This is a genomic window from Chelatococcus sp. XZ-Ab1, from assembly GCF_029309855.1.
GTDB classification, from domain to species: Bacteria; Pseudomonadota; Alphaproteobacteria; order Rhizobiales; family Beijerinckiaceae; genus Chelatococcus_A; species Chelatococcus_A sambhunathii.
The window spans coordinates 151,015-169,079 of the sequence record NZ_JARKII010000003.1 but is presented as its reverse complement, the minus strand read 5'-3'; the positions used below and the strand labels follow the sequence as shown (position 1 = coordinate 169,079).

At 70.1% G+C, this 18,065-nt stretch carries 16 protein-coding genes; 2 read left to right on the top strand and 14 right to left on the bottom strand.

The window, feature by feature from the left end; genetic code table 11:
• Window positions 1-19 precede the first annotated feature (19 nt).
• From P2T65_RS06630 to P2T65_RS06570, 13 genes are all read right to left on the bottom strand, one after another.
• Window positions 20-451, bottom strand: coding sequence for a MarR family transcriptional regulator (locus tag P2T65_RS06630; RefSeq protein ID WP_055459450.1), 432 nt, complete (start codon window positions 449-451; stop codon window positions 20-22).
• 37 nt (window positions 452-488) lie between these two features.
• Window positions 489-1,193, bottom strand: a complete 705-nt coding sequence (locus tag P2T65_RS06625) for an ABC transporter ATP-binding protein (RefSeq protein WP_276199455.1) — start codon at window positions 1,191-1,193, stop codon at window positions 489-491.
• Window positions 1,190-1,963, bottom strand: coding sequence for an ABC transporter ATP-binding protein (locus P2T65_RS06620; RefSeq protein ID WP_055459448.1), 774 nt, complete (start codon window positions 1,961-1,963; stop codon window positions 1,190-1,192). Before P2T65_RS06620 ends, P2T65_RS06625 begins: the two co-directional genes overlap by 4 nt.
• Window positions 1,960-3,921 (bottom strand): ABC transporter permease, encoded by a 1,962-nt coding sequence (locus P2T65_RS06615; protein WP_276199454.1) that lies wholly within the window; start codon window positions 3,919-3,921, stop codon window positions 1,960-1,962. Before P2T65_RS06615 ends, P2T65_RS06620 begins: the two co-directional genes overlap by 4 nt.
• A gap of 250 nt (window positions 3,922-4,171) precedes the next feature.
• A complete protein-coding gene (locus P2T65_RS06610; RefSeq protein WP_055459446.1) occupies window positions 4,172-5,377 on the bottom strand; it encodes an ABC transporter substrate-binding protein in 1,206 nt (401 codons plus the stop codon).
• 48 nt (window positions 5,378-5,425) lie between these two features.
• On the bottom strand, window positions 5,426-6,010 hold the full coding sequence (locus P2T65_RS06605; protein ID WP_276199453.1) for an amino acid synthesis family protein: 585 nt from the start codon (window positions 6,008-6,010) through the stop codon (window positions 5,426-5,428).
• Complete coding sequence (locus tag P2T65_RS06600; RefSeq protein WP_071923041.1) at window positions 6,007-6,591, bottom strand: amino acid synthesis family protein; 585 nt, start codon at window positions 6,589-6,591, stop codon at window positions 6,007-6,009. Before P2T65_RS06600 ends, P2T65_RS06605 begins: the two co-directional genes overlap by 4 nt.
• Window positions 6,584-7,504: a UPF0280 family protein gene (locus P2T65_RS06595; RefSeq protein WP_276199452.1), complete on the bottom strand. Its 921-nt coding sequence runs from the start codon at window positions 7,502-7,504 to the stop codon at window positions 6,584-6,586. The genes P2T65_RS06600 and P2T65_RS06595 overlap by 8 nt, the downstream gene beginning before the upstream one ends.
• A complete protein-coding gene (locus P2T65_RS06590; protein WP_276199451.1) occupies window positions 7,501-8,994 on the bottom strand; it encodes a 6-hydroxynicotinate reductase in 1,494 nt (497 codons plus the stop codon). Before P2T65_RS06590 ends, P2T65_RS06595 begins: the two co-directional genes overlap by 4 nt.
• 1 nt (window position 8,995) lies before the next feature.
• Complete coding sequence (locus tag P2T65_RS06585; protein ID WP_276199450.1) at window positions 8,996-11,785, bottom strand: molybdopterin cofactor-binding domain-containing protein; 2,790 nt, start codon at window positions 11,783-11,785, stop codon at window positions 8,996-8,998.
• A 1-nt stretch (window position 11,786) separates the two neighbouring features.
• On the bottom strand, window positions 11,787-12,638 hold the full coding sequence (locus P2T65_RS06580) for an FAD binding domain-containing protein (RefSeq protein ID WP_276199449.1): 852 nt from the start codon (window positions 12,636-12,638) through the stop codon (window positions 11,787-11,789).
• 257 nt (window positions 12,639-12,895) lie between these two features.
• A complete protein-coding gene (locus P2T65_RS06575) occupies window positions 12,896-14,143 on the bottom strand; it encodes a TIGR03862 family flavoprotein (protein WP_276199448.1) in 1,248 nt (415 codons plus the stop codon).
• Between the two features lie 6 nt (window positions 14,144-14,149).
• Window positions 14,150-14,575 carry an Lrp/AsnC family transcriptional regulator gene (locus P2T65_RS06570; protein WP_055459438.1) on the bottom strand — a complete coding sequence of 142 codons (426 nt, stop codon included), beginning with the start codon at window positions 14,573-14,575 and terminating at the stop codon, window positions 14,150-14,152.
• A 126-nt stretch (window positions 14,576-14,701) separates the two neighbouring features.
• Here P2T65_RS06570 and P2T65_RS06565 point away from each other — a divergent pair, with 126 nt between their 5' ends.
• Window positions 14,702-15,817 carry a saccharopine dehydrogenase family protein gene (locus tag P2T65_RS06565; RefSeq protein ID WP_276199447.1) on the top strand — a complete coding sequence of 372 codons (1,116 nt, stop codon included), beginning with the start codon at window positions 14,702-14,704 and terminating at the stop codon, window positions 15,815-15,817.
• Window positions 15,818-15,917: 100 nt separating this feature from the next.
• On the opposite strand, the gene P2T65_RS06560 is transcribed toward P2T65_RS06565, so the two are convergent.
• Window positions 15,918-16,703: an SDR family oxidoreductase gene (locus tag P2T65_RS06560; RefSeq protein WP_276199446.1), complete on the bottom strand. Its 786-nt coding sequence runs from the start codon at window positions 16,701-16,703 to the stop codon at window positions 15,918-15,920.
• Window positions 16,704-16,878: 175 nt separating this feature from the next.
• Here P2T65_RS06560 and P2T65_RS06555 point away from each other — a divergent pair, with 175 nt between their 5' ends.
• Complete coding sequence (locus P2T65_RS06555; protein ID WP_071923034.1) at window positions 16,879-18,009, top strand: NAD(P)/FAD-dependent oxidoreductase; 1,131 nt, start codon at window positions 16,879-16,881, stop codon at window positions 18,007-18,009.
• The last annotated feature ends 56 nt before the right edge of the window (window positions 18,010-18,065 follow it).

Below are 18,065 nucleotides of genomic sequence, written 5' to 3'. Positions count from 1 at the left end.
CCGCGGGGCCGGAAGCGCGTCAGAGCATCTTCTGCAGCAGGGCGATCAGCGTCGCGCGTTCCGCGGCGCTCAGTTCCTTCAGCGTTTCCTCGGAGATGGCGGCCGCCCGGGGCAGGCAGCGTGCGACGGTCGCCTCGCCCTCCGGCGTCAGGGCCACGAGCAGGCGCCGGCCATCGTCGGGGTCGGGGCTCGTCCCGGTCAGGCCGCGCTTCGTCAGCCGGTCGACGACGCCCTTGATGGTGGCGGCGTCCATGGCCGTCTGCCGGCCGAGAAGGTTCTGCGACAGCGGGCCGGCCTGGTGGAGCTTGGCGAGCGCCGCCCATTGGGTCGGCGTCAGGTCCTCGCCCATCATGGTCATGAAGATGGTCGTGTGGCGCTGGCTCACCTGGCGCAGGATGAAGCCGATCTGCTCGTCGAGAACATAGGCTGGCATCGAAACGGCTGAGGTCATCGATACTCCGGTCCGGGCGGCGATCTCTCGCCGCCTATCACACTGCAAGATAAGCGTCACGAATGTCGGGGCTCTCCTCGAGCTCGCGAATCGTGCCGCCGAAGCGGATGCGCCCGCTTTCGATGATATAGGCCCTGTCCGAGATCAGCCGCGCGAAATGCAGGTTCTGCTCCGACAGGACGATGCTGAGGCCCTCGTTCTTCATGGCGAGGATGGCGTTCGCCATCTCTTCGACGATCTTGGGGGCGAGCCCCTCCGACGGCTCGTCGAGGAGGACGAGGGAAGGGTTGCCCATCAGCGTGCGGGCGATGGTCAGCATCTGCTGCTCGCCGCCGCTCATGCGTCCGCCAAGGCGCCCCCGCATCTCGCCGAGATTGGGAAAGAGCGCATAGAGCTTCTCCGGCGTCCAGCGGGGGGCGCCCGTCCGCTCCGGCTGCTCGCCGACCATGAGGTTCTCCTCGACCGTCAGCTCGGTGAAGATGCGCCGGTCCTCGGGCACGTAGCCGAGGCCGCGGCGCACGATCTCGTGCGTCGGGCGCGCCGTGATGTCCTCGCCCTCGAAGAGGATGCGCCCCTCGCGCCGGGCGACGAGCCCGACGATGGAGCGGAAGGTGGTGGACTTTCCGGCACCGTTGCGGCCGAGCAGAGCCACCACCTCTCCGGCGCCGACATTGATGTCGACGTCGAAGAGGATATGGGCGGGCCCGTAGAAGCTGTTGAGCTGGCGGACTTCGAGTTTCATGCCGCGGCCTCTCCGCCGTAGACGCTGCCTTCGCCGAGATACACGGCCTTGACGTCCGGGTTGTTGCGCACCTCCGCCGGCGTGCCGCCCGCAATGAGGCTGCCGCGGTTCAGCACCATGATCCGGTCGGCATGCTCGAAGACCACGTCCATGTCGTGCTCGGTGAAGAGCACGCCGATCGACTGCTCGCGCGCGATCGTCGCGGTAAGGCGCATCAGCGCGACCCGCTCCCTCGGTGCCATGCCGGCCGTTGGCTCGTCCATCAGGAGGAGCTTCGGCTCATTCACGAGGGCGATGGCGAGTTCGAGGCGCTTCAGGTCGCCGTACGCGAGCTCGCCGCACGGTCGCTCCGCGAGGTCGCGCATGCCGACGAGTCCGAGCAGCCGGTCGGCCTCGGCGCGGTGGCGCGCGCCAGCAAAGCCGAACAGGCGACCGAGCTCGCGGTGGTGCGAGAGCAGCGCGACCTGCACGTTCTCGCGCACGGTCATCGAGGGATAGGTGGCGGTGATCTGGAAGGTGCGGCCGACGCCGAGGCGCCAGATCTCGCGCGGACGCAGGCCCGTCGTGTCGCGGCCAAGGATCTTCACCGAGCCCGTATCGCGGCCGATCTGGCCGTTGAGCATGTTGAAGCACGTGCTCTTGCCGGCGCCGTTGGGGCCGATGAGGGCGAGGATCTCGCCGGCGGCGAGGGTGAAGGAAACGCCTCTGACCGCATGCACGCCGCCATAGGACTTCGACAGCTTCTCGACTTCGAGGATGGGCGCGCTCATCTTGCGGCCTCCATCTTGGGGGCGGCGATCGGGGCGGCGCCGCTGCCGGAGGTCGCAGCGGGCGCCTTGGCGGGTGCCTTGGCGGGTGTGGTCCGCGCCGCGGCGCCGCCGTCGTCGGCCTTGGCGCGGCGGCGGGCCAGGAGGTCCTCCGCGAAGCCGACGATGCCCTTGGGGAAGGCGACGACGAGCAGCACGATGATGGCGCCGAGCACGAGCTTCGACAGGTCCGTCTGGCTGACGAGCCAGATGGCGAGCGCCTTGTAGACGATGGCGCCGACGACGGCCCCCGACACCGTCTCGATGCCGCCGAGCAGCACCATGACGAGGCCGTCGACCGACATCGGGATGGCGAGGTTGTCCGGGAAGACGCTGCCCTTCAGGAAGGCGAAGAGCGCCCCAGCGATGCCCGCGAACGTTCCGGCGATGACGAAGGCGGCCCACTGCACGCGCGAGCGGTCGATGCCGATCGCCTCCGAGCGCAGGGCGGAATCGCGCGTTGCCCTGAGCGCGTAGCCGAAGGGCGAGAAGACGAGTACGCGCAGCGCCACGATGCCGGCGACGGAGACGGCGAGGGCGAGCCAGTAGAAGGCGGCGGGGCTAGCGGCCCAGCTCGCCGGCCACACGCCGAGGATGCCGTTGTCGCCGCCGGTGACCTCGACCCACTGGAAGGCGATGGACCAGGCGATCTGCGCGAAGGCGAGCGTCAGCATGGCAAAATAGACACCCGACAGGCGCACGCAGAACCAGCCGAAGAGGATGGCGCCGGCCACCCCGAGCAGCGGCCCGAGCAGGAGCGAGCCGATCATCGGCATGCCGAACATGGTGGTGGCGAAGGCCGCGCCATAGGCGCCGAGGCCGAAATAGGCCGCATGGCCGAAGGAGGCGAGGCCGCCGACCGTCATCAGGAAGTGCAGGCTCGCCGCGAAGAGGGCGAAGACGGCGATCTCGGCCAGCACCGTCAGCGCGTAGTCGCCGGTGACGAAGGGCGCAAAACCCGCGGCGACGACGACGGCGAGCATGACGAGGCGCTGGTTCTGGCTCATCGGCTGCCACGGGCGGATGCTGAGCCCGGCCGGCTGGCGCGCCGGCCCTTCGGGGCGCCCGAGCAGGCCCCATGGCCGCACGATGAGCACGCAGGCCATGACGAGGAAGACGAGGACGATCGAGATCTTGGGGAAGATCAGGATGCCGAAGGCGTTGAGTTCCGAGACGAGCACGGCGGCGATGAAGGCGCCGAGCACGCTGCCGAGGCCGCCGATGACGACGACGACGAAGACCTCGACGATGATCGAAAGGTCCATGAGATGGGTGACGGCGTTGCGCGGGATCTGCAGCGCGCCGCCGAGGCCGGCGAGGAAGATCCCGAGCGCGAAGACCGAGGTGAACAGCCAGGTCTGGTTGACACCGAGGGCCGCCACCATGTCGCGGTCCTGTGTCGCCGCGCGCACGAGCACGCCCCAGCGCGTGCGGTGGAAGAGGATCCACAGGCCGCCGAGAACGAGCGGGCCGAGCACGATGAGGAAGAGGTCGTAGGTGGGCACCGCGAGACCGAGGATATCGACGGCGCCGCGCAGGCCCGGCGCCCGCGGGCCGACGAGGTCTTCCGGCCCCCAGATCATGACGACGAGGTCCTGCACCATCAGCGTCACGCCGAAGGTGGCGAGCAGCTGGAACAGCTCCGGCGCGCGATAGATGCGGCGCAGCAGCACGATCTCCAGCAGTGCGCCGACGGCCGCGACGACGAGGGCCGCGGCGACGATGCCGCCCCAGAAGCCGAAGAAGCCCTCGAAGCGCTCCGTGAGCGTATAGGCCACATAGGCGCCGAGCATGTAGAAGGCGCCGTGGGCGAAGTTCACGATGCGCGTGACGCCGAAGATGATCGACAGGCCGGACGCGACGAGGAACAGGGAGGCCGCGCTGGCGAGGCCTGTCAGGAACTGGACGACGATGAATTCCACGGACGCGACCCTCTGGTTCTGGTCAGCCCCGGCGTCATGCGCCAGGTTCGGGCGGTAGCTTGCACGAACGTGAGCGACAGTGCCCCGGTCCCTCGCCGCCCTGTGTGGGAGGGCGGGAAAGGGTGCGCTGCAAGGGCTGCTGCCCGGGGCGCAGCGTCGGTCGTACCGCCCTCCGCCCCTGCCCCCGAGCGCGAGGGGAACAGCCGCTCTCGTTACGGCAGCGGCGCTCCCCGAGGCCTCAGCCGCAACTTCATCCCTGCGGCCGGAGCCGCTTCACGTCCTCTTCGGACGGCAGGTAGTTCGCGCCGTCGCGATAGACGGAATCGACCATCACGCCCTTGCCGTCGCGCACATCGGTCTTGCCGACATAGGCGCCGAGCGTCGACTGGTGGTCGGTCGCCCGGAAGACGATCTTGCCGAAGGGCGTGTCGACCTCGACGCCCTTGGCGGCGGCGACGAGCTTGTCGGTCTCCGTCGAGCCGGCCTTGGCGAGGACGGCCGCGACCGCCTTCATCGTGCCGTAGCCGACGATGGAGCCAAGGCGTGGATAATCGTTGAACTTCGCCTGGTAGGCCTTGAGGAAGGCGTCGTGTTCCGGCGTCTTGATGTCGTACCAGGGGTAACCGGTGACGATCCAGCCCTTGGGAGTCTCGTCCTTGAGCGGGTCGAGATATTCCGGTTCGCCGGTGAGGAAGCTGACGACCGAACGGTCCTTGAAGAGACCGCGGGTGTTACCCTCGCGCACGAATTTCACCAGGTCGGCGCCGAAAGTGACGTTGAGGATGGCTTCGGGTTTCGACGCGAGCAGCGCCTGCGCCACCGCGCCGGCGTCGATCTTGCCTTGCGGCGGCCACTGCTCGTCCACCCATTCGATGTCCGGGCGGGCCTTCGAGAGAAGCTCCTTGAACACGGCGACGGCCGACTGGCCGTATTCGTAGTTCGGCGCCACCGTCGCCCAGCGCTTGGCCGGCAGCTTGGCCGCCTCTTCGGCCAGCATCGCCGCCTGCATGTAGTTGGAGGGACGCAGGCGGAAGGTGTAGTCGTTGCCCTTGGACCAGGTGATGGCGTCCGTCAGCGGCTCGGCCGCCATGAAGAACACCTGCTTCTGCTTGGCGAAATCGGCCACGGCCAGGCCGATGTGCGAGAAGAAGGTGCCGGTGATGAGCGCCACGCCCTCGCGCGAGACGAGCTCGTTGGCAGCCGTCACGGCCTCGGCCGGCTTGCCGGCGTCGTCCTTGGAAATGACGACGAGCTTCTTGCCGTCGACGCCGCCCTTGGCATTGATCTCCTCGATGGCGAGCTGCCAGCCCTTGCGGTAGGGCTCGGTGAAGGCCGGCAGGGCCGAATAGCTGTTGATCTCGCCGATCTTGATCTCGCCCTGGGCTCGGGCGACGCCGGTGGCCGCGACAATGGCCAGGGCTGCAAAGGCTACCGATTTTCGCAATCTCGTCCGCATGTGCTCTCTCCCGTTGTCGTCCGCGCCCGTCCCCTCTGGTCTGGACCGTCAGCGCAAGCCGTCCTCACCCTTGATCTCTTGTTTCGTCAGCCCGCCGACGCGCGGCAGCGGTCGGCCGGAATCGGTGACGGCGACCGCCACCAGGATTTCGCCGGCCCGCGGCGCGTCATTGAGGCTCACCTCCATGCCGTCGAAGTGGCTGCGCACATAGGCGGCATCCTTGTGGCCGAGCGGGATGTCGAGCACCGCGCCCGGCCCGCCTCGCTTCTTCGACGAAGGAATGAGGGCCGCACCCTTGCCCAGCACCTTGCGCACGGGCGTGCCCATGCGCGGGTGCAGGATGGCGGCGGCGTGCTCCAGTTCCCCGTTCTCGCCGACGAGAGCGGCCTTACCGTAGCTCTCGGCCGCAGTCCCCTCGATGCCCAGCGCCGCGACGGCCTTCTCCGCCAGGAGACCGCCGAGCTCCTCGCCGATGTCCATGAGCTCGCCGAGGTCCTCGACATAGCGCCCGGCAAAGGGGTTCTCGATCACGGCGACAGCCGCGGCCTTGCGGGTCGGCGGGCTCACCAGCCGGCCCATCTCGGTGTGGATTTCCTCGACGAATGTCGCGATCTTGCGGATCTTCGCCTTCATCTCAGGCCGTCCTCTCCCTTGATCTCGCTCGCCTTCAGCCCGCCGACACGGGCGTGGATGCGCGGCCCCGTCGTCATGACGAGGATGACCGCCATCTCGTCGGCGCGCGGGGAATCGGGGATGCCCACCTCCATGGCGTCGAAATGGCTGCGCACGTAGGAAGCGTTGATGTGCGTGACCGGCACGTCGAGGCGCGCGCCCGGCCCGCCGACCTTCTTGGTCGAGGGCACGATGGCCTTGGCATCGCCCAGGGCCTCGCGCATGGCATAGCCGCCGGGCACGTGCCACAGCGCGCCGTGCTCCAATTCGCCCGCGGCGCCGACGATGGCGCCCTTGCCGTAGCCCTCGATCGCCGCGACGTCGCCGCCGAGGGCGGCGATGAGGTCCCGCGCCATGGCGAGGCCGAGGGGCTTCAGGTCGTCCATGAAGCCGGCGATGTCCTCGACATGGCGGCCGGCGAAGGGATTGGCGATCACGGCGACGATGGCGCCGCGCTTGAGGGGCCTTGCGGCCGGCTGGCCGCCCTCGTGGAAGATCTCCTCCACCGTGATCAGGCGCTTGCGGACATCGACGTCAGGCATGGATCGGACCCGTCTCCCGGAAAGTGTCAGCCAGCCGCGGCGCGGGCGCCGCGACGGTGGGTGCGGCCGGCAGCGAGCCTACCGTTCGCGTGTGACCTTGCAAATGCAATGCCGCGGCAACGATCAGTCCGCGGTGGAGAAGCGCCTGCGCGAAGCCGCAGCCGGCGTCGAGCGCCGCCGCGATGTCGATGGCGTCGAGGCAGCGCACGGCGCGCGTCACCGGGCGCTCGCCGAGGTCGCTCTCCGGCGCGAGGGCCGAGGCGGGCACGCGCATGACGGCGGGATGGCCCGGCAGGTCGACGGCGTTGGCGATCATGGTTGCGGCCGCATCCGCCGCCGCCGCGTCGCGGGCGAGCACGGTGACCGCGTCGGCGATGCCCAGCGAGAAGCTGCGCCCGTGCCGGCCGCTCGTCGCGATGCCTCGTACGCCATGCGCGGCGGTGAGGCTGAGGGTGCCGAAGAGGCCCGGCTCGTCCGGCCTGTCGACCATGCCGATGGAGAAGGTGCTGCTCGCGCTAAGATGGAGCGCGATGTCGCCGCCGTTGTTGACATAGGCCTTGTCGAGCCGTGCCACGGTGAGCATGGCGGCGAGGACCTCGTCCGCATCGGCGCCGGCAACGGCCGCCATGGGCGTGATGAAGCCAGCCCCCGCATAGGGCATGACGGCGCCCTGCATGCGCCGCGCGACGGTGCCGGCGAGCGGCGGATCGCCGGGGCGCGCCTGCCGCCGCAGGGCCGGCAGTTCGGCGCACAGCTCGTCGAGCAGGGTCGCGAAGCGGCGCGCGGCCGCCTCGTAGGCGCGCGCCACCTCGCTCGCTTCGCCGAAGGCCTCGATGACGAGGTCGATCGGGCCGTGCTGCAGGTGCAGCCGGCGCCCGTCGGGCAGCATGCGGGCGGTGGCGGCGTCCCTCATCCGTGCGACCTTTTCGCCTTCTGCGGCGATAGCGGCCACGGATTGTCCAGGCGGTGCGGGACCTGCCGGCGCGCCTCGCCCGGCTCGAGCGACGAGACCGGCCGGACCTCGCCCATATGGCCGCCGAGCGCCTCGTAGTCGCTCAGCCGCATGGTGAACTCGATGGGCGCGACGAGGGCCGGTGTCGGCACGTAGCCGAAGGCGTTCTCCGGCACGCGCGTCACGTCCACCATGAAGGTGATGCCGCCGCCAGGCCAGACATAGACCGGAGCGCCGCCGCAGGTGACATAGGTGAGCGCGTCCTTGACGGAGAGGGTGAGGCGAACTGGGTTCTCGGTGACGCCGGCGCGCAGCGAGCCGCCGGCCCCGCCCATGAAGAGCACGGTGCACAGGGCGGGCTCGCAGTTCTCCTTGATGCGCTCGACCGACTGGCTGAGCGCCTCGGGCAGCGCGCGCTCGACCGGCGTGAGCGCCTCGTCGAGCTCGTAATAGGCATGGTGCTCGCCGGTGGTGGAGACCATGAGGAGCCGGAGGCCCGGTCGCGCCACCTTGGGATCGAAGGGGCCGAGGATCGACAGGGGATCGGAGATGTTGGTGCCGCCCCAGCCCGTGCCCGGCTCCGCCACCTGGAAGTAGCGGCCCGGGGTCGAGCGCCGGCCCTTCATCTTGATGCCGGTCTCGGGGATGTCGAGCAGCTTGCCGGCCTGGTGCTCGGAGAGAACGCCGGTGATGTGATCGTCGACTACCACCACCTCGTCGACCTTGCCGTGCCACTGCTTGGCGAACATGCCGATGGTGGCCGAGCCGCAGCCGACGCGCATGCGCTCCTCAGCGACGCCGTTGACGATCGGCGGCTTGCCGGCCTGAACGACGACGGTGGCGCCGTCGTCGATGGTCATTTCCACCGCCTTGCCGTTGCACAGGTCGAGCAGCGCGTCGCAGGTGACGCGGCCCTCCTTCTTCGAGCTGCCGGTCAGGTGATGCACGCCGCCGAGCGACAGCATCTGCGAGCCGTATTCGCCGGTGGTGACGTGGCCGACGGCCTCACCCTCGACGCGCACGGTCGCCTGCTCCGGGCCGAGGTGGCGGTCGGTGTCGATCTTCACCTTGACGCCGCAATAGCTGAAGATGCCTTCGGTGACGACCGTCACCATGTCCACTCCGTCCACCTCGGACGAGACGATGAAGGGCGCGGGCTTGTAGTCGGGATAGGTGGTGCCGGCGCCGATGGCGGTAACGAAGGTCTCCTCCCCCTGGACGATGGTGCCGTCCCATTCGCCCCTGTTGAAGGGCACCACGTTGCCGCCCTGGGCGAGCGTACGCTCCAGCACGACGTGCGGGTCGACGCGGACCAACTCGCCCTCGTGGTTGGCGTAGCGGTCGCAGGCACCGGTCATGCCCGGCTTGATGTAGCACATCACGGGGCAGGCATCACAGCGGATCTTGTCGTCCCTGGCCGCGCCCGGGGCGGCCGCCTGGTCGTTCTGCATGTCAGCCTCGTACGCTTCTGGCGGCGAGAATCGCGGCGCGCACCCGGTCGGGCGTTGCCGGCACGCGGCGGATGCGCACACCGGCGGCGTCGTGAATGGCGTTGAGGATGGCCGGGGCGGTCGGGATCAGCGCCTGTTCGCCGATGCCCTTGGCGCCGAAGGGACCGATGGGCGAGGCATCCTCGATGAGAATGGACTCGACCGGCGGCATGTCCCCGGCCGAGGGGACGAGATAGTCGTGCAGGTTCTCCCCCTTGCCAGGGAAGAACTCCTCCATGAGGGCGAGGCCGAGGCCCTGCGCGGCGCCGCCCTCGATCTGTCCCTCGACGAGGGTCGGGTTGATGGCGCGGCCGACGTCGTGCGCCGCGGTGATCTTGAGGGCCTTCACCGTGCCGAGCGCGGTGTCAACCTCGACCTCCACCATATGGGCGCCGAAGCCGTAGACGGCGTAGGGGACGCCCTGGCCGTCGGCATCGAGCGGGCTCGTCGGCGGGTCGAAGGTGGCTTCGCCGGTCAGCAGGTAGCCGTGCTCGTCGGCCGGCAGATCGGCCAGGGCGATGGCGCGCTCGTGGCCGCCGTCGCGCACGGTGACCGTATCGTCGGCGAAAGTGACCGTCGCGCCCTCGCCGGCATTGGCGAGGCGCAGGATGGCGGCGCGCAGCGCGCGGCCCGCGAGTTCGGCGGCCTTGCCGGTCACGAAGGTCTGGCGCGAGGCGGAGGTCTTGCCGCAGTCGGGCGTCAGATCCGTGTCGGCCGAGACGAGGTCGAAGCGGGCAATCGGCGCGCCGAGCGCGTCGGCGCAGATCTGGGTGATGACGGTGTTGGAGCCCTGGCCGATGTCGACCGCGCCCTGATGCAGCCCGATGCGCCCGTCGCGCTTGAGGCCGACGCGGATGGTGGAGGGGTTGGGCAACGAGGTGTTGCCGCAGCCGTACCACATGCCGGCGACGCCGACGCCGCGGCGCAGCCGGCCGTCGTCCTTGCGCTCGCTCGTCGCATTGAAGGCGGCCGCCTCGGCCCGCGCGCGCTGCCAGTGCGGCACGAGGGCTTCGAAACAGGCGCGGATGCCGACGCCTTCGCCGAGCACCTGGCCGGTCACGGTCGGCTGGTCGGCGCGCAGCGCGTTGCGCAGGCGAAATTCCAGCCGGTCCATGCCGATCCTGTCGGCGAGCTCGTCGTAGAGTTGCTCCTGCGCGATGCTCGCCTGCGGCACGCCGAAGCCGCGGAACGCGCCGGCGGGCACCAGGTGCGTGTGCACGGCGCGCGTCAACGCCCGGTAATGCGGCACGTAATAGGGACCGGAGGCGTGCACCGGCACGCGGTTTGCCACCGTCGGGCCCCAGGAGGAATAAGCGCCGGTGTTGAAGTCGCCGTGGAAATCGAGTCCGACGAGCCTGCCGTCCTTCATCGCGCCGGCCCGTGCCCGTATACGCGCCGGGTGGCGCTTCGTGGTCGTCATGATCGACTCGGGGCGCGTGTAGGTCATGCGCACCGGCCGGTCGAGGTGCCACGCGGCGACGGCGACGAAGGGCTGCACCGAGAGGTCGAGCTTGGAGCCGAAGCCGCCGCCGACGGCGGTCGGTATGATGCGCACGGCCTCGGGCGTGATGCCGAGCACCTTGGCGACGTCGTCGCGGTCCATGTAGGGCGCCTGGGTGCAGGCCTGCACCTCGATGCGCTCGCCGACGCGGCGGGCAAAGCCGGCCTCCGGCTCGATATAGGCGTGCTCGACGAAGCCGGTTTCGAATTCGCCGTCGACAACCACGTCGGCCTTCTCGAGCGCGGCCTCGACATCGCCCCTGACGACGCGGCCGCCGACGAGGATGTTGCCCGCGCGGCCCGTGTGCACGAGCGGCGCGTCTTCCGCGAGCGCCGCATCGATCGTCGTATTGGCCGGCAGCTCCTGCCAGGTGACGGGGAAGTCGGACAGGTCGAGCGCGGCCATGGCCGCGGCCTCGCCGACGATGGCCGCCACAGCCTCGCCGCGGAAGCGCGCCTCCGTCTCGGCGAAGACCGGCTGGTCGGCGAAGGGCGGGATGACGCCGTAGCAGTTCTCGCCCGGCACGTCCTTCGCCGTGAAGACGCGCACGATGCCGGGATGGCGGGCGAGGAAGGCGTCGATGTCGCCGAAGGTGAAAGCGGCGCGGTGGTAGGGGCTGCGCACGGCCCGGAGGACGAGCGCATCGGCCGGCGCCTCGTCGGCGCCGAAGATGTCGGTGCCGCGCACCTTTTTCAGCCCGTCGAGACGGCGGATGCGGGCGCCGACGGCCTCGCCGCCCTCCGGCAGCACTTCGGCCCGCGCCTCGGCCGCCACGTCGAGGATGGCGGCGACGATCTTGCGATAGCCGGTGCAGCGGCAGAGCACGCCACCGATGGCGTCGAGCACCTCGACCTCGCCCGGCCGTTCGTTGCGGGCGAGCAGCGCGACGGCGGCGACCAGCATGCCCGGCGTGCAGATGCCGCACTGGGCGGCGCCGTGGCGTAGAAAGGCTTCCTCGAGGCGCCCGGCGACGGGGTGGTCGGTCGGCAGGCCTTCGACAGTAGTGACGCTGCAGCCCTCGACCTGCCCGGCGGCGACGAGACAGGAGCAGACGGCCTCGCCGTCGACGAGCACGGAGCAGGCGCCGCAGTCGCCGGCGTCGCAGCCGACCTTGGTGCCCGTGAGGCCGAGGTCGTCGCGCAGCACCCTGGAGAGGCGCGCGGCGGGCGAGGCGGTGACCTCGACCGTCCGGCCGTTCACGGTGAGGGCGAGGCCGGCGTGGCTCTCGGTTGCGGCAACCCGGTCGAGCATGTCAGGCGGCCTCCTTGGCCGCATCGCGCACGCAGGCTTCGAGCGCGCGGGCGACGAGCGTCTCGGCCGCATCCGCGCGGTAGGCACCGGTGGCGCGCACGTCGTCAATGGGGGAAAGGGGGGCAAGATGCGCGGCCGCGAAGGCCGTGCCGATACCGGCCGCGGCCGGCTTGCCGATGAGCGCCGCTTCCAGCGCCGGCAGGCGCTGGGCCACGGCCGAGCAGGAACCCACCGCGACGCGCGCCGCGTCGATGCGGCCCGTCTCGTCGGTGCGCAGCATGGCCGCGACCATGACGATGGAGATGACGAGATAGCGCCGCGCGCCGAGCTTGAGGAAGACGGAGCGGGCATCCGTCATGGCATGGGGCACGAGCACCGCCGTGACGATCTCGTCCTCGCGCCGCTCCGTGCGGCGATAGCCCGAGATGAAGGCGGCGAGCGGCAGGCGACGGATGCCGGCGCGGGAGGCGAGCTCGACCTCGGCATCGAGCGCGATCAGCGGCGGCACGCCGTCGGCGGCGGGCGAGGCGTTGCAGAGATTGCCGGCGATCGTGCCGCGGTTCTGGATCTGGATGGAGCCGACCTCGCGTGCAGCGGCCTTCAGGGCGTCGAAGCCGCGCGGCAGGTCTGCCCTCGCGACCTCGGTCCAGGTGGTTGCGGCGCCGATGCGCACATGGTCCGGCCCCATGCCGATGCCGCGCAGCTCCGGCAGCGCCGAGATGTCGAGGAAGGGGCGCGCCTGCGGCCGGTCGCCGAGGGCCGGAAAGACATCCGTGCCGCCGGCCAGGACTTGCGCGCCCGTTGTCGCGAGCGCGCCGAGCGCTTCGTCGAGGGTCCGCGGACGGAGGTACATCGATGCCTCCCGAAACTGATGTTCACCCTCTGACGGCATCAGCAATGCCGATCAGTTTTTTGTTGGTATACAAATAATCTGCAACTGGATGAGCGGCACTGTCAAGCGGCAGCCGTCCCGCTTTTTCGGGCAAGGGCGAGGCGTGTCGCATGGCAACTGCCCAAAAGCGCGGCAGGCGCGGCCTGGGGCCCCCTGCACGTCGCTGTGCCTGATGAAGAAAGGATGCCCGATCGCGGCGCCAAGGTCTATGCGGAGGGCTATTTCGGCCCCGCTTCGCCCGACGCTTGCTCCACGCCGAGCCATCGCTGGATGCCCTGGGCAGCGGCCACCCCGGTCGCGAAGGTGGCCTGCAGCAGGTAGCCGCCGGTCGGCGCCGCCCAGTCCAGCATCTCGCCGGCGGCGAAGACGCCGGGCAGGGCCTGCAGCATGAGGTTGTCGTCGAGTGCCTCGCGGCGGATGCCGCCGGCGCTGGAGATGGCGCGGGCGATCGGCCGCGGCGCGGTGAGGGTGAGCGGCAGGGCCTTCGCCGCCTTCGCCAGCGCCGCAGGCTCGGCCGGCAACTCGCCCAGGACCTCCCTGAGGAGATTGACGGCAACGGGCATCAGGCCGCCCGCCTTGCGCAGGAAGGAGGCGGTGGATTGCTTGCCGCGCGGCCGCGCGAGGCGGGCGGCAAGATGCGACGGGCTGAGATCGGGCCTGAGGTCGAGCGTCACCGTCTGCGGGCCGTGCGCGGCGATGGCCTCCCGCAACCGCCCCGACAGGGCATAGATGGCGCCGCCCTCCAGCCCCTCGCGCGTGATGACCGCCTCGCCCATGACGCTCATGCCGTCGAAGCCGATGGCGATGCGCTTCAGCGGCGTGCCGGCGAAGCGCTCGGCGAAATGGTGCGACCACACATGCTCGAAGCCGCAGTTGGCCGGCGCGAGCGGGGTGAGCGCGACGCCGCGTGCGGCAAGAATCTCCGTCCACGTCCCGTCGGAGCCGAGGCGCGGCCAGCTCGCGCCGCCGAGCGCCAGCAATGTGGCGTCGGGCGCGAGGTGAAGCGCATCGCCGTCCTCCCTCTCGAGGAGGAGGCGTCCGTCCCCGTCCCAGCCCTGCCAGCGGTGGCGCGTCGCCAGGGCCACGCCGAGCCCGTCGAGGCGGCGCAGCCAGGCGCGCAGGAGCGGCGAGGCCTTGAAGCTCTCCGGGAAGACGCGCCCGCTCGAGCCGACGAAGGTCTTTTCGCCGAGCCCCTCGCACCAGGCGCGCAGCGCGGCCGGCGGAAAGGCCTCGATCATCGGGGTGAGCCACGGCTCGGCGGCGCCGTAGCGGGCGAGGAAGGCCTCACGCCCTTCCCCGTGCGTCAGGTTGAGGCCGCCGCGCCCGGCCATGAGGAGCTTGCGCGCCGGCGAGGGCATGCGTTCGTAGACGGTGACGGCAAGGCCGGCCCGCACCAGCTCTTCCGCCGCCATGAGCCCGGCCGGGCCGGCTCCGATGACGGCCACCGTTTTCCTGTTGTCCGTCATGAGGCCCTACCGGCTGATGCGTGTGGACAGGATGATCGAGGACATGGTGCGCTCCACGCCCTCCAGCGCCCCGATGTGGTCGATGAGCTGGTCGAGTTCGGCGATCGAGGGCGCCGCGACGACGGCGATCATGTCGTAGCTGCCGCTGATGGAGTGGAGGGTGCGCACCTCCACGATGCCGGCGAGCGCCTCCTCGACCTTGCGGGCGAACTTGGGCAGCGCCGTGATGAGCACATGCGCGCGCACGAGGCCGCGCTCGTAATCGTCCGCCAGGCGCACCGTGTAGCCCGCAACGATGCCGCGCCGCTCCAGCCGCTCGATGCGGCTCTGCACCGTGGTGCGCGACAGCCTGAGGCGCCGCGCGAGATCGGCCGTCGGCGTGCGGGCATTCTCGCGCAGGAGGGCGATGAGCTGGCGGTCGGTGTCGTCCATCGTCGTTTCGCAGGAATGAATCGTCGTTTTCACTAAGCGATCTTCGCGTTTCGGCGAAGCGGAATCTTCAATTCGACGGCCAAGGTGCGATTCCTGACGGCAATTGCCAAACGGGGAACCACAGCCATGCGTGACCGCAAAGCCATTCTCGTCGTCGGGGCCGGCAAGATCGGCGCCACCATCGCCGACCTGCTGACGGGCTCCGGCGATTATGACGTGACGGTCGTCGACCGCGATCAGGCCCAACTCGACGCGCTCGACGCTGCCCTGCCCGTTGCCAGGGTCCGGCTCGACATCGCCGAGGACGGAGCGCTCGACCGGCTGCTCCCGGGGAAATTCGCCGTACTCAGCGCCGCGCCCTATCACCTGACGACGCGCATTGCCCAGGCATCGGCCAAGGCCGGCGTGCACTATCTCGACCTCACGGAGGACGTCGCCAGCACGCGGTGCGTCAGAGAACTCGCGGCGAGTGCGAAGAGTGCGTTCATTCCCCAGTGCGGGCTGGCGCCGGGCTTTATCTCCATCGTCGCCCACGACCTCGCCCGGCGCTTCGACACGCTCGACAGCGTGCGCATGCGCGTCGGTGCCCTGCCGCAATATCCGTCCAACGCCCTCAACTACAACCTCACCTGGAGCACGGACGGCGTCATCAACGAATATTGCGAGCCGTGCGAGGCCATCGTCGAGGGCGAACGGGTCGAAGTGCCGGCGCTGGAGGAGCGCGAGGAATTCTCGCTCGACGGCGTCACCTACGAGGCCTTCAACACCTCGGGCGGGCTCGGCACCCTGTGCGAGACGCTGAAGGGCCGGGTGCGCACGCTCAACTACCGCACCATCCGCTATCCCGGCCACTGCGCCATCATGAAGGCGCTCTTGAACGACCTCGGCCTGCGCCACCGTCGCGAGCTGTTCAAGGACATCCTGGAAAGCGCGCTGCCGACGACCCTGCAGGACGTCGTCGTCATCTTCGTCACCGTGAGCGGGCGCCGGGGCGGCCGCCTGGTGCAGGAGACCTACGCCAACAAGATCTACAGCGCGCGCGTCAACGGCATCACCCGCAGCGCCATCCAGATCACCACGGCCTCGGGCATCTGTGCGGTGCTCGACATGCTGGCGACGGGCGAACTGCCGCGGCGGGGCTTTGTGCGCCAGGAGGACATCGCGCTCGATGCCTTCCTCGCCAACCGTTTCGGCCGAGCCTACGGACAGTCGGCGCCGCAGCCCCACAGCGCTGCGGCGTGAGCATCCTTCGAACCGTGCGTCATTCCCTCTCCCCGCAGCCGGGGAAAGGGTTCTGACGGCTGCGGCCAGCCCGGCTACCGTTGTTTCTCACCTTGCCGCCTCAGATGCCGCGGGTCGCGCCGCCGTCGATGCGGATCTTGGCGCCCGTGACGTAGGAGGCTCTCTCGCTCGCGAGAAAGGCGACCACATCGGCGAATTCCTGCGGCGTGCCGTAGCGGCCGGCCGGGATCGTCGCCTTGGAGGCTTCCGCCACCTCCTCTGGCGTCTTGCCCTGGCGCTGCGCATTGGCCGCGTCGAGCTCTTCCACCCGCTCGGTTTCGATGCGCCCGGGCAGCACCACGTTCACCGTCACGCCCTGACCCGCCACCTCGCTCGCCAGCGTCTTCGACCAGCCCACCACCGCCGAGCGGATGCCGTTCGACAGGGCAAGGCGGGGAATCGGCTGCTCGACGCCCGAGGAGGCGATGGTGATGATGCGGCCCCACTTCTTCGCCAGCATGCCGGGCAGGAGGCGCTGGGTGAGGTGGAAGAGGTTGGCCGCCATCGCCTCGAACTGCACCAGCCAGTCGGCACGCTTGGCCTCGCGCGCATCGGCCGGCGGCGGCCCGCCGGAATTGTTGACGAGGATGTCGACGCCGCCCTCCGCGATCAGCCGCTCGACGAGCGCCTCGACGCTGGCGAGGTCGGCGAGGTCGAGCCGCGCGGCGGTGACGCGCCCGCCGACCTCGGCCGGCAGGGCGCCGGCCCAGGCCCTGATCTTCTCGTCACTGCGCGCGGCCGCGACGACGCTTGCGCCCTCTTCCGCCAGCGTGCGGGCGATCGCCGCCCCGAGGCCGCGGCTCGCGCCCAGAACCAGCGCCCGCTTGCCCTTCAGTCCAAGATCCATCGCTATATCTCCTCGTGGCCGGTGCGGCCGCATGTCGGCGCCGTTGTGCCAGTCGGGTGCGGCGCATGGCAAGCCCGGGCTGGCGGCCCGTGCGAGAAGCGCCTTTCGCGGCGCGCCGGCCACCGCTAGATACGCGCCCAAGGACGGCGCTCGGGCAGGGGAGATTCGGCCGGCGATGAGCGAAGCGGATGATTTTGTCGACGCGATCGTCGTCGGCGCGGGGGTGGTCGGGCTGGCCGTCGCGCGGGCGCTCGCGCTATCCGGCCGCGCGGTCGTGGTGCTGGAGCGCGAGGGCGCCATCGGCACCGGCACGTCCTCGCGCAACAGTGAGGTCATCCACGCCGGGCTTTATTATCCACCCGGAAGCCTGAAGGCGCGCTTTTGTGTCGAAGGCCGGCGCGCGCTCTATGCCTATTGCGCCGCGCGCGGCGTGCCGCACCGCCGTTGCGGCAAGCTGCTGGTGGCGGCGAGCGAGGACGAGATCGCCGCCGTCGCGACGATCGCCGAGCGCGGCCGCGTCAACGGCGCCGAGGACCTCGTCATGATCTCCGGCGCCGAGGCGCGGCGCATGGAGCCGGAGCTGACCGCGGTCGCTGCCCTGTGGTCGCCGCAGACCGGCATCATCGACAGCCACGCCTACATGCTGGCGCTACAGGGCGACGCCGAGAACGCTGGCGCCGTTGTTGCCTTCAACACGCCTTTCGTCGCGGCCGAGCCCGCTGCCCAAGGGTTTCTCGTCAGGACGGGCGGCGTTGAGCCCATGCGCCTTGCCTGTCGCGAACTCGTCAATGCTGCCGGCCTTTCCGCATCGGACGTGGCGGATTGCATCGCAGGGTTGTCATCGAATGCGGTGCCGCGCACGCACTTCTGCAAGGGCAGCTATTTCATCCTCGCCGGTCGGGCGCCCTTCTCGCGGCTCATCTATCCGGCGCCCAGCGCCCACGGCCTTGGCGTGCACCTGACCCTCGACCTCGGCGGGCAGGCCCGCTTCGGGCCAGATACCGAATGGGTTGACGCCGTCCGATACGAGGTCGACGGCGGGCGCCGGGCGGCCTTCGTCGCGGCCATCCGCCGCTACTGGCCCGGCCTCGACGAGGAGGCCCTGTCGCCCGGCTACAGCGGGATCCGCCCCAAGATCGTGGGCGAGGGAGAGCCGGCCGCCGATTTCCGCATCGACGGGCCCCAAACCCATGGAATGGCCGGCCTCGTCAATCTCCTCGGCATCGAGAGCCCCGGCCTCACCGCCTCGCTCGCAATCGCCGAGGAGGTTCTGGCGCGCCTCGAGGGAGGACGGCCACCCGCCTAACGCGGCGCCGGCATGCGCGTGCCGTTCTTGCGTGCGACGCAAGGCAAAGCCTAGTT

What these genes read in the sequence shown, in the direction of transcription:
- P2T65_RS06630 (WP_055459450.1), bottom strand. Translation starts at nt 451, where the DNA reads ATGACCTCAGCCGTTTCGATGCCAGCCTATGTTCTCGACGAGCAGATC.
- P2T65_RS06625 (WP_276199455.1), bottom strand. Translation starts at nt 1,193, where the DNA reads ATGAAACTCGAAGTCCGCCAGCTCAACAGCTTCTACGGGCCCGCCCAT.
- P2T65_RS06620 (WP_055459448.1), bottom strand. Translation starts at nt 1,963, where the DNA reads ATGAGCGCGCCCATCCTCGAAGTCGAGAAGCTGTCGAAGTCCTATGGC.
- P2T65_RS06610 (WP_055459446.1), bottom strand. Translation starts at nt 5,377, where the DNA reads ATGCGGACGAGATTGCGAAAATCGGTAGCCTTTGCAGCCCTGGCCATT.
- P2T65_RS06605 (WP_276199453.1), bottom strand. Translation starts at nt 6,010, where the DNA reads ATGAAGGCGAAGATCCGCAAGATCGCGACATTCGTCGAGGAAATCCAC.
- P2T65_RS06600 (WP_071923041.1), bottom strand. Translation starts at nt 6,591, where the DNA reads ATGCCTGACGTCGATGTCCGCAAGCGCCTGATCACGGTGGAGGAGATC.
- P2T65_RS06595 (WP_276199452.1), bottom strand. Translation starts at nt 7,504, where the DNA reads ATGAGGGACGCCGCCACCGCCCGCATGCTGCCCGACGGGCGCCGGCTG.
- P2T65_RS06590 (WP_276199451.1), bottom strand. Translation starts at nt 8,994, where the DNA reads ATGCAGAACGACCAGGCGGCCGCCCCGGGCGCGGCCAGGGACGACAAG.
- P2T65_RS06585 (WP_276199450.1), bottom strand. Translation starts at nt 11,785, where the DNA reads ATGCTCGACCGGGTTGCCGCAACCGAGAGCCACGCCGGCCTCGCCCTC.
- P2T65_RS06580 (WP_276199449.1), bottom strand. Translation starts at nt 12,638, where the DNA reads ATGTACCTCCGTCCGCGGACCCTCGACGAAGCGCTCGGCGCGCTCGCG.
- P2T65_RS06575 (WP_276199448.1), bottom strand. Translation starts at nt 14,143, where the DNA reads ATGACGGACAACAGGAAAACGGTGGCCGTCATCGGAGCCGGCCCGGCC.
- P2T65_RS06570 (WP_055459438.1), bottom strand. Translation starts at nt 14,575, where the DNA reads ATGGACGACACCGACCGCCAGCTCATCGCCCTCCTGCGCGAGAATGCC.
- P2T65_RS06565 (WP_276199447.1), top strand. Translation starts at nt 14,702, where the DNA reads ATGCGTGACCGCAAAGCCATTCTCGTCGTCGGGGCCGGCAAGATCGGC.
- P2T65_RS06560 (WP_276199446.1), bottom strand. Translation starts at nt 16,703, where the DNA reads ATGGATCTTGGACTGAAGGGCAAGCGGGCGCTGGTTCTGGGCGCGAGC.
- P2T65_RS06555 (WP_071923034.1), top strand. Translation starts at nt 16,879, where the DNA reads ATGAGCGAAGCGGATGATTTTGTCGACGCGATCGTCGTCGGCGCGGGG.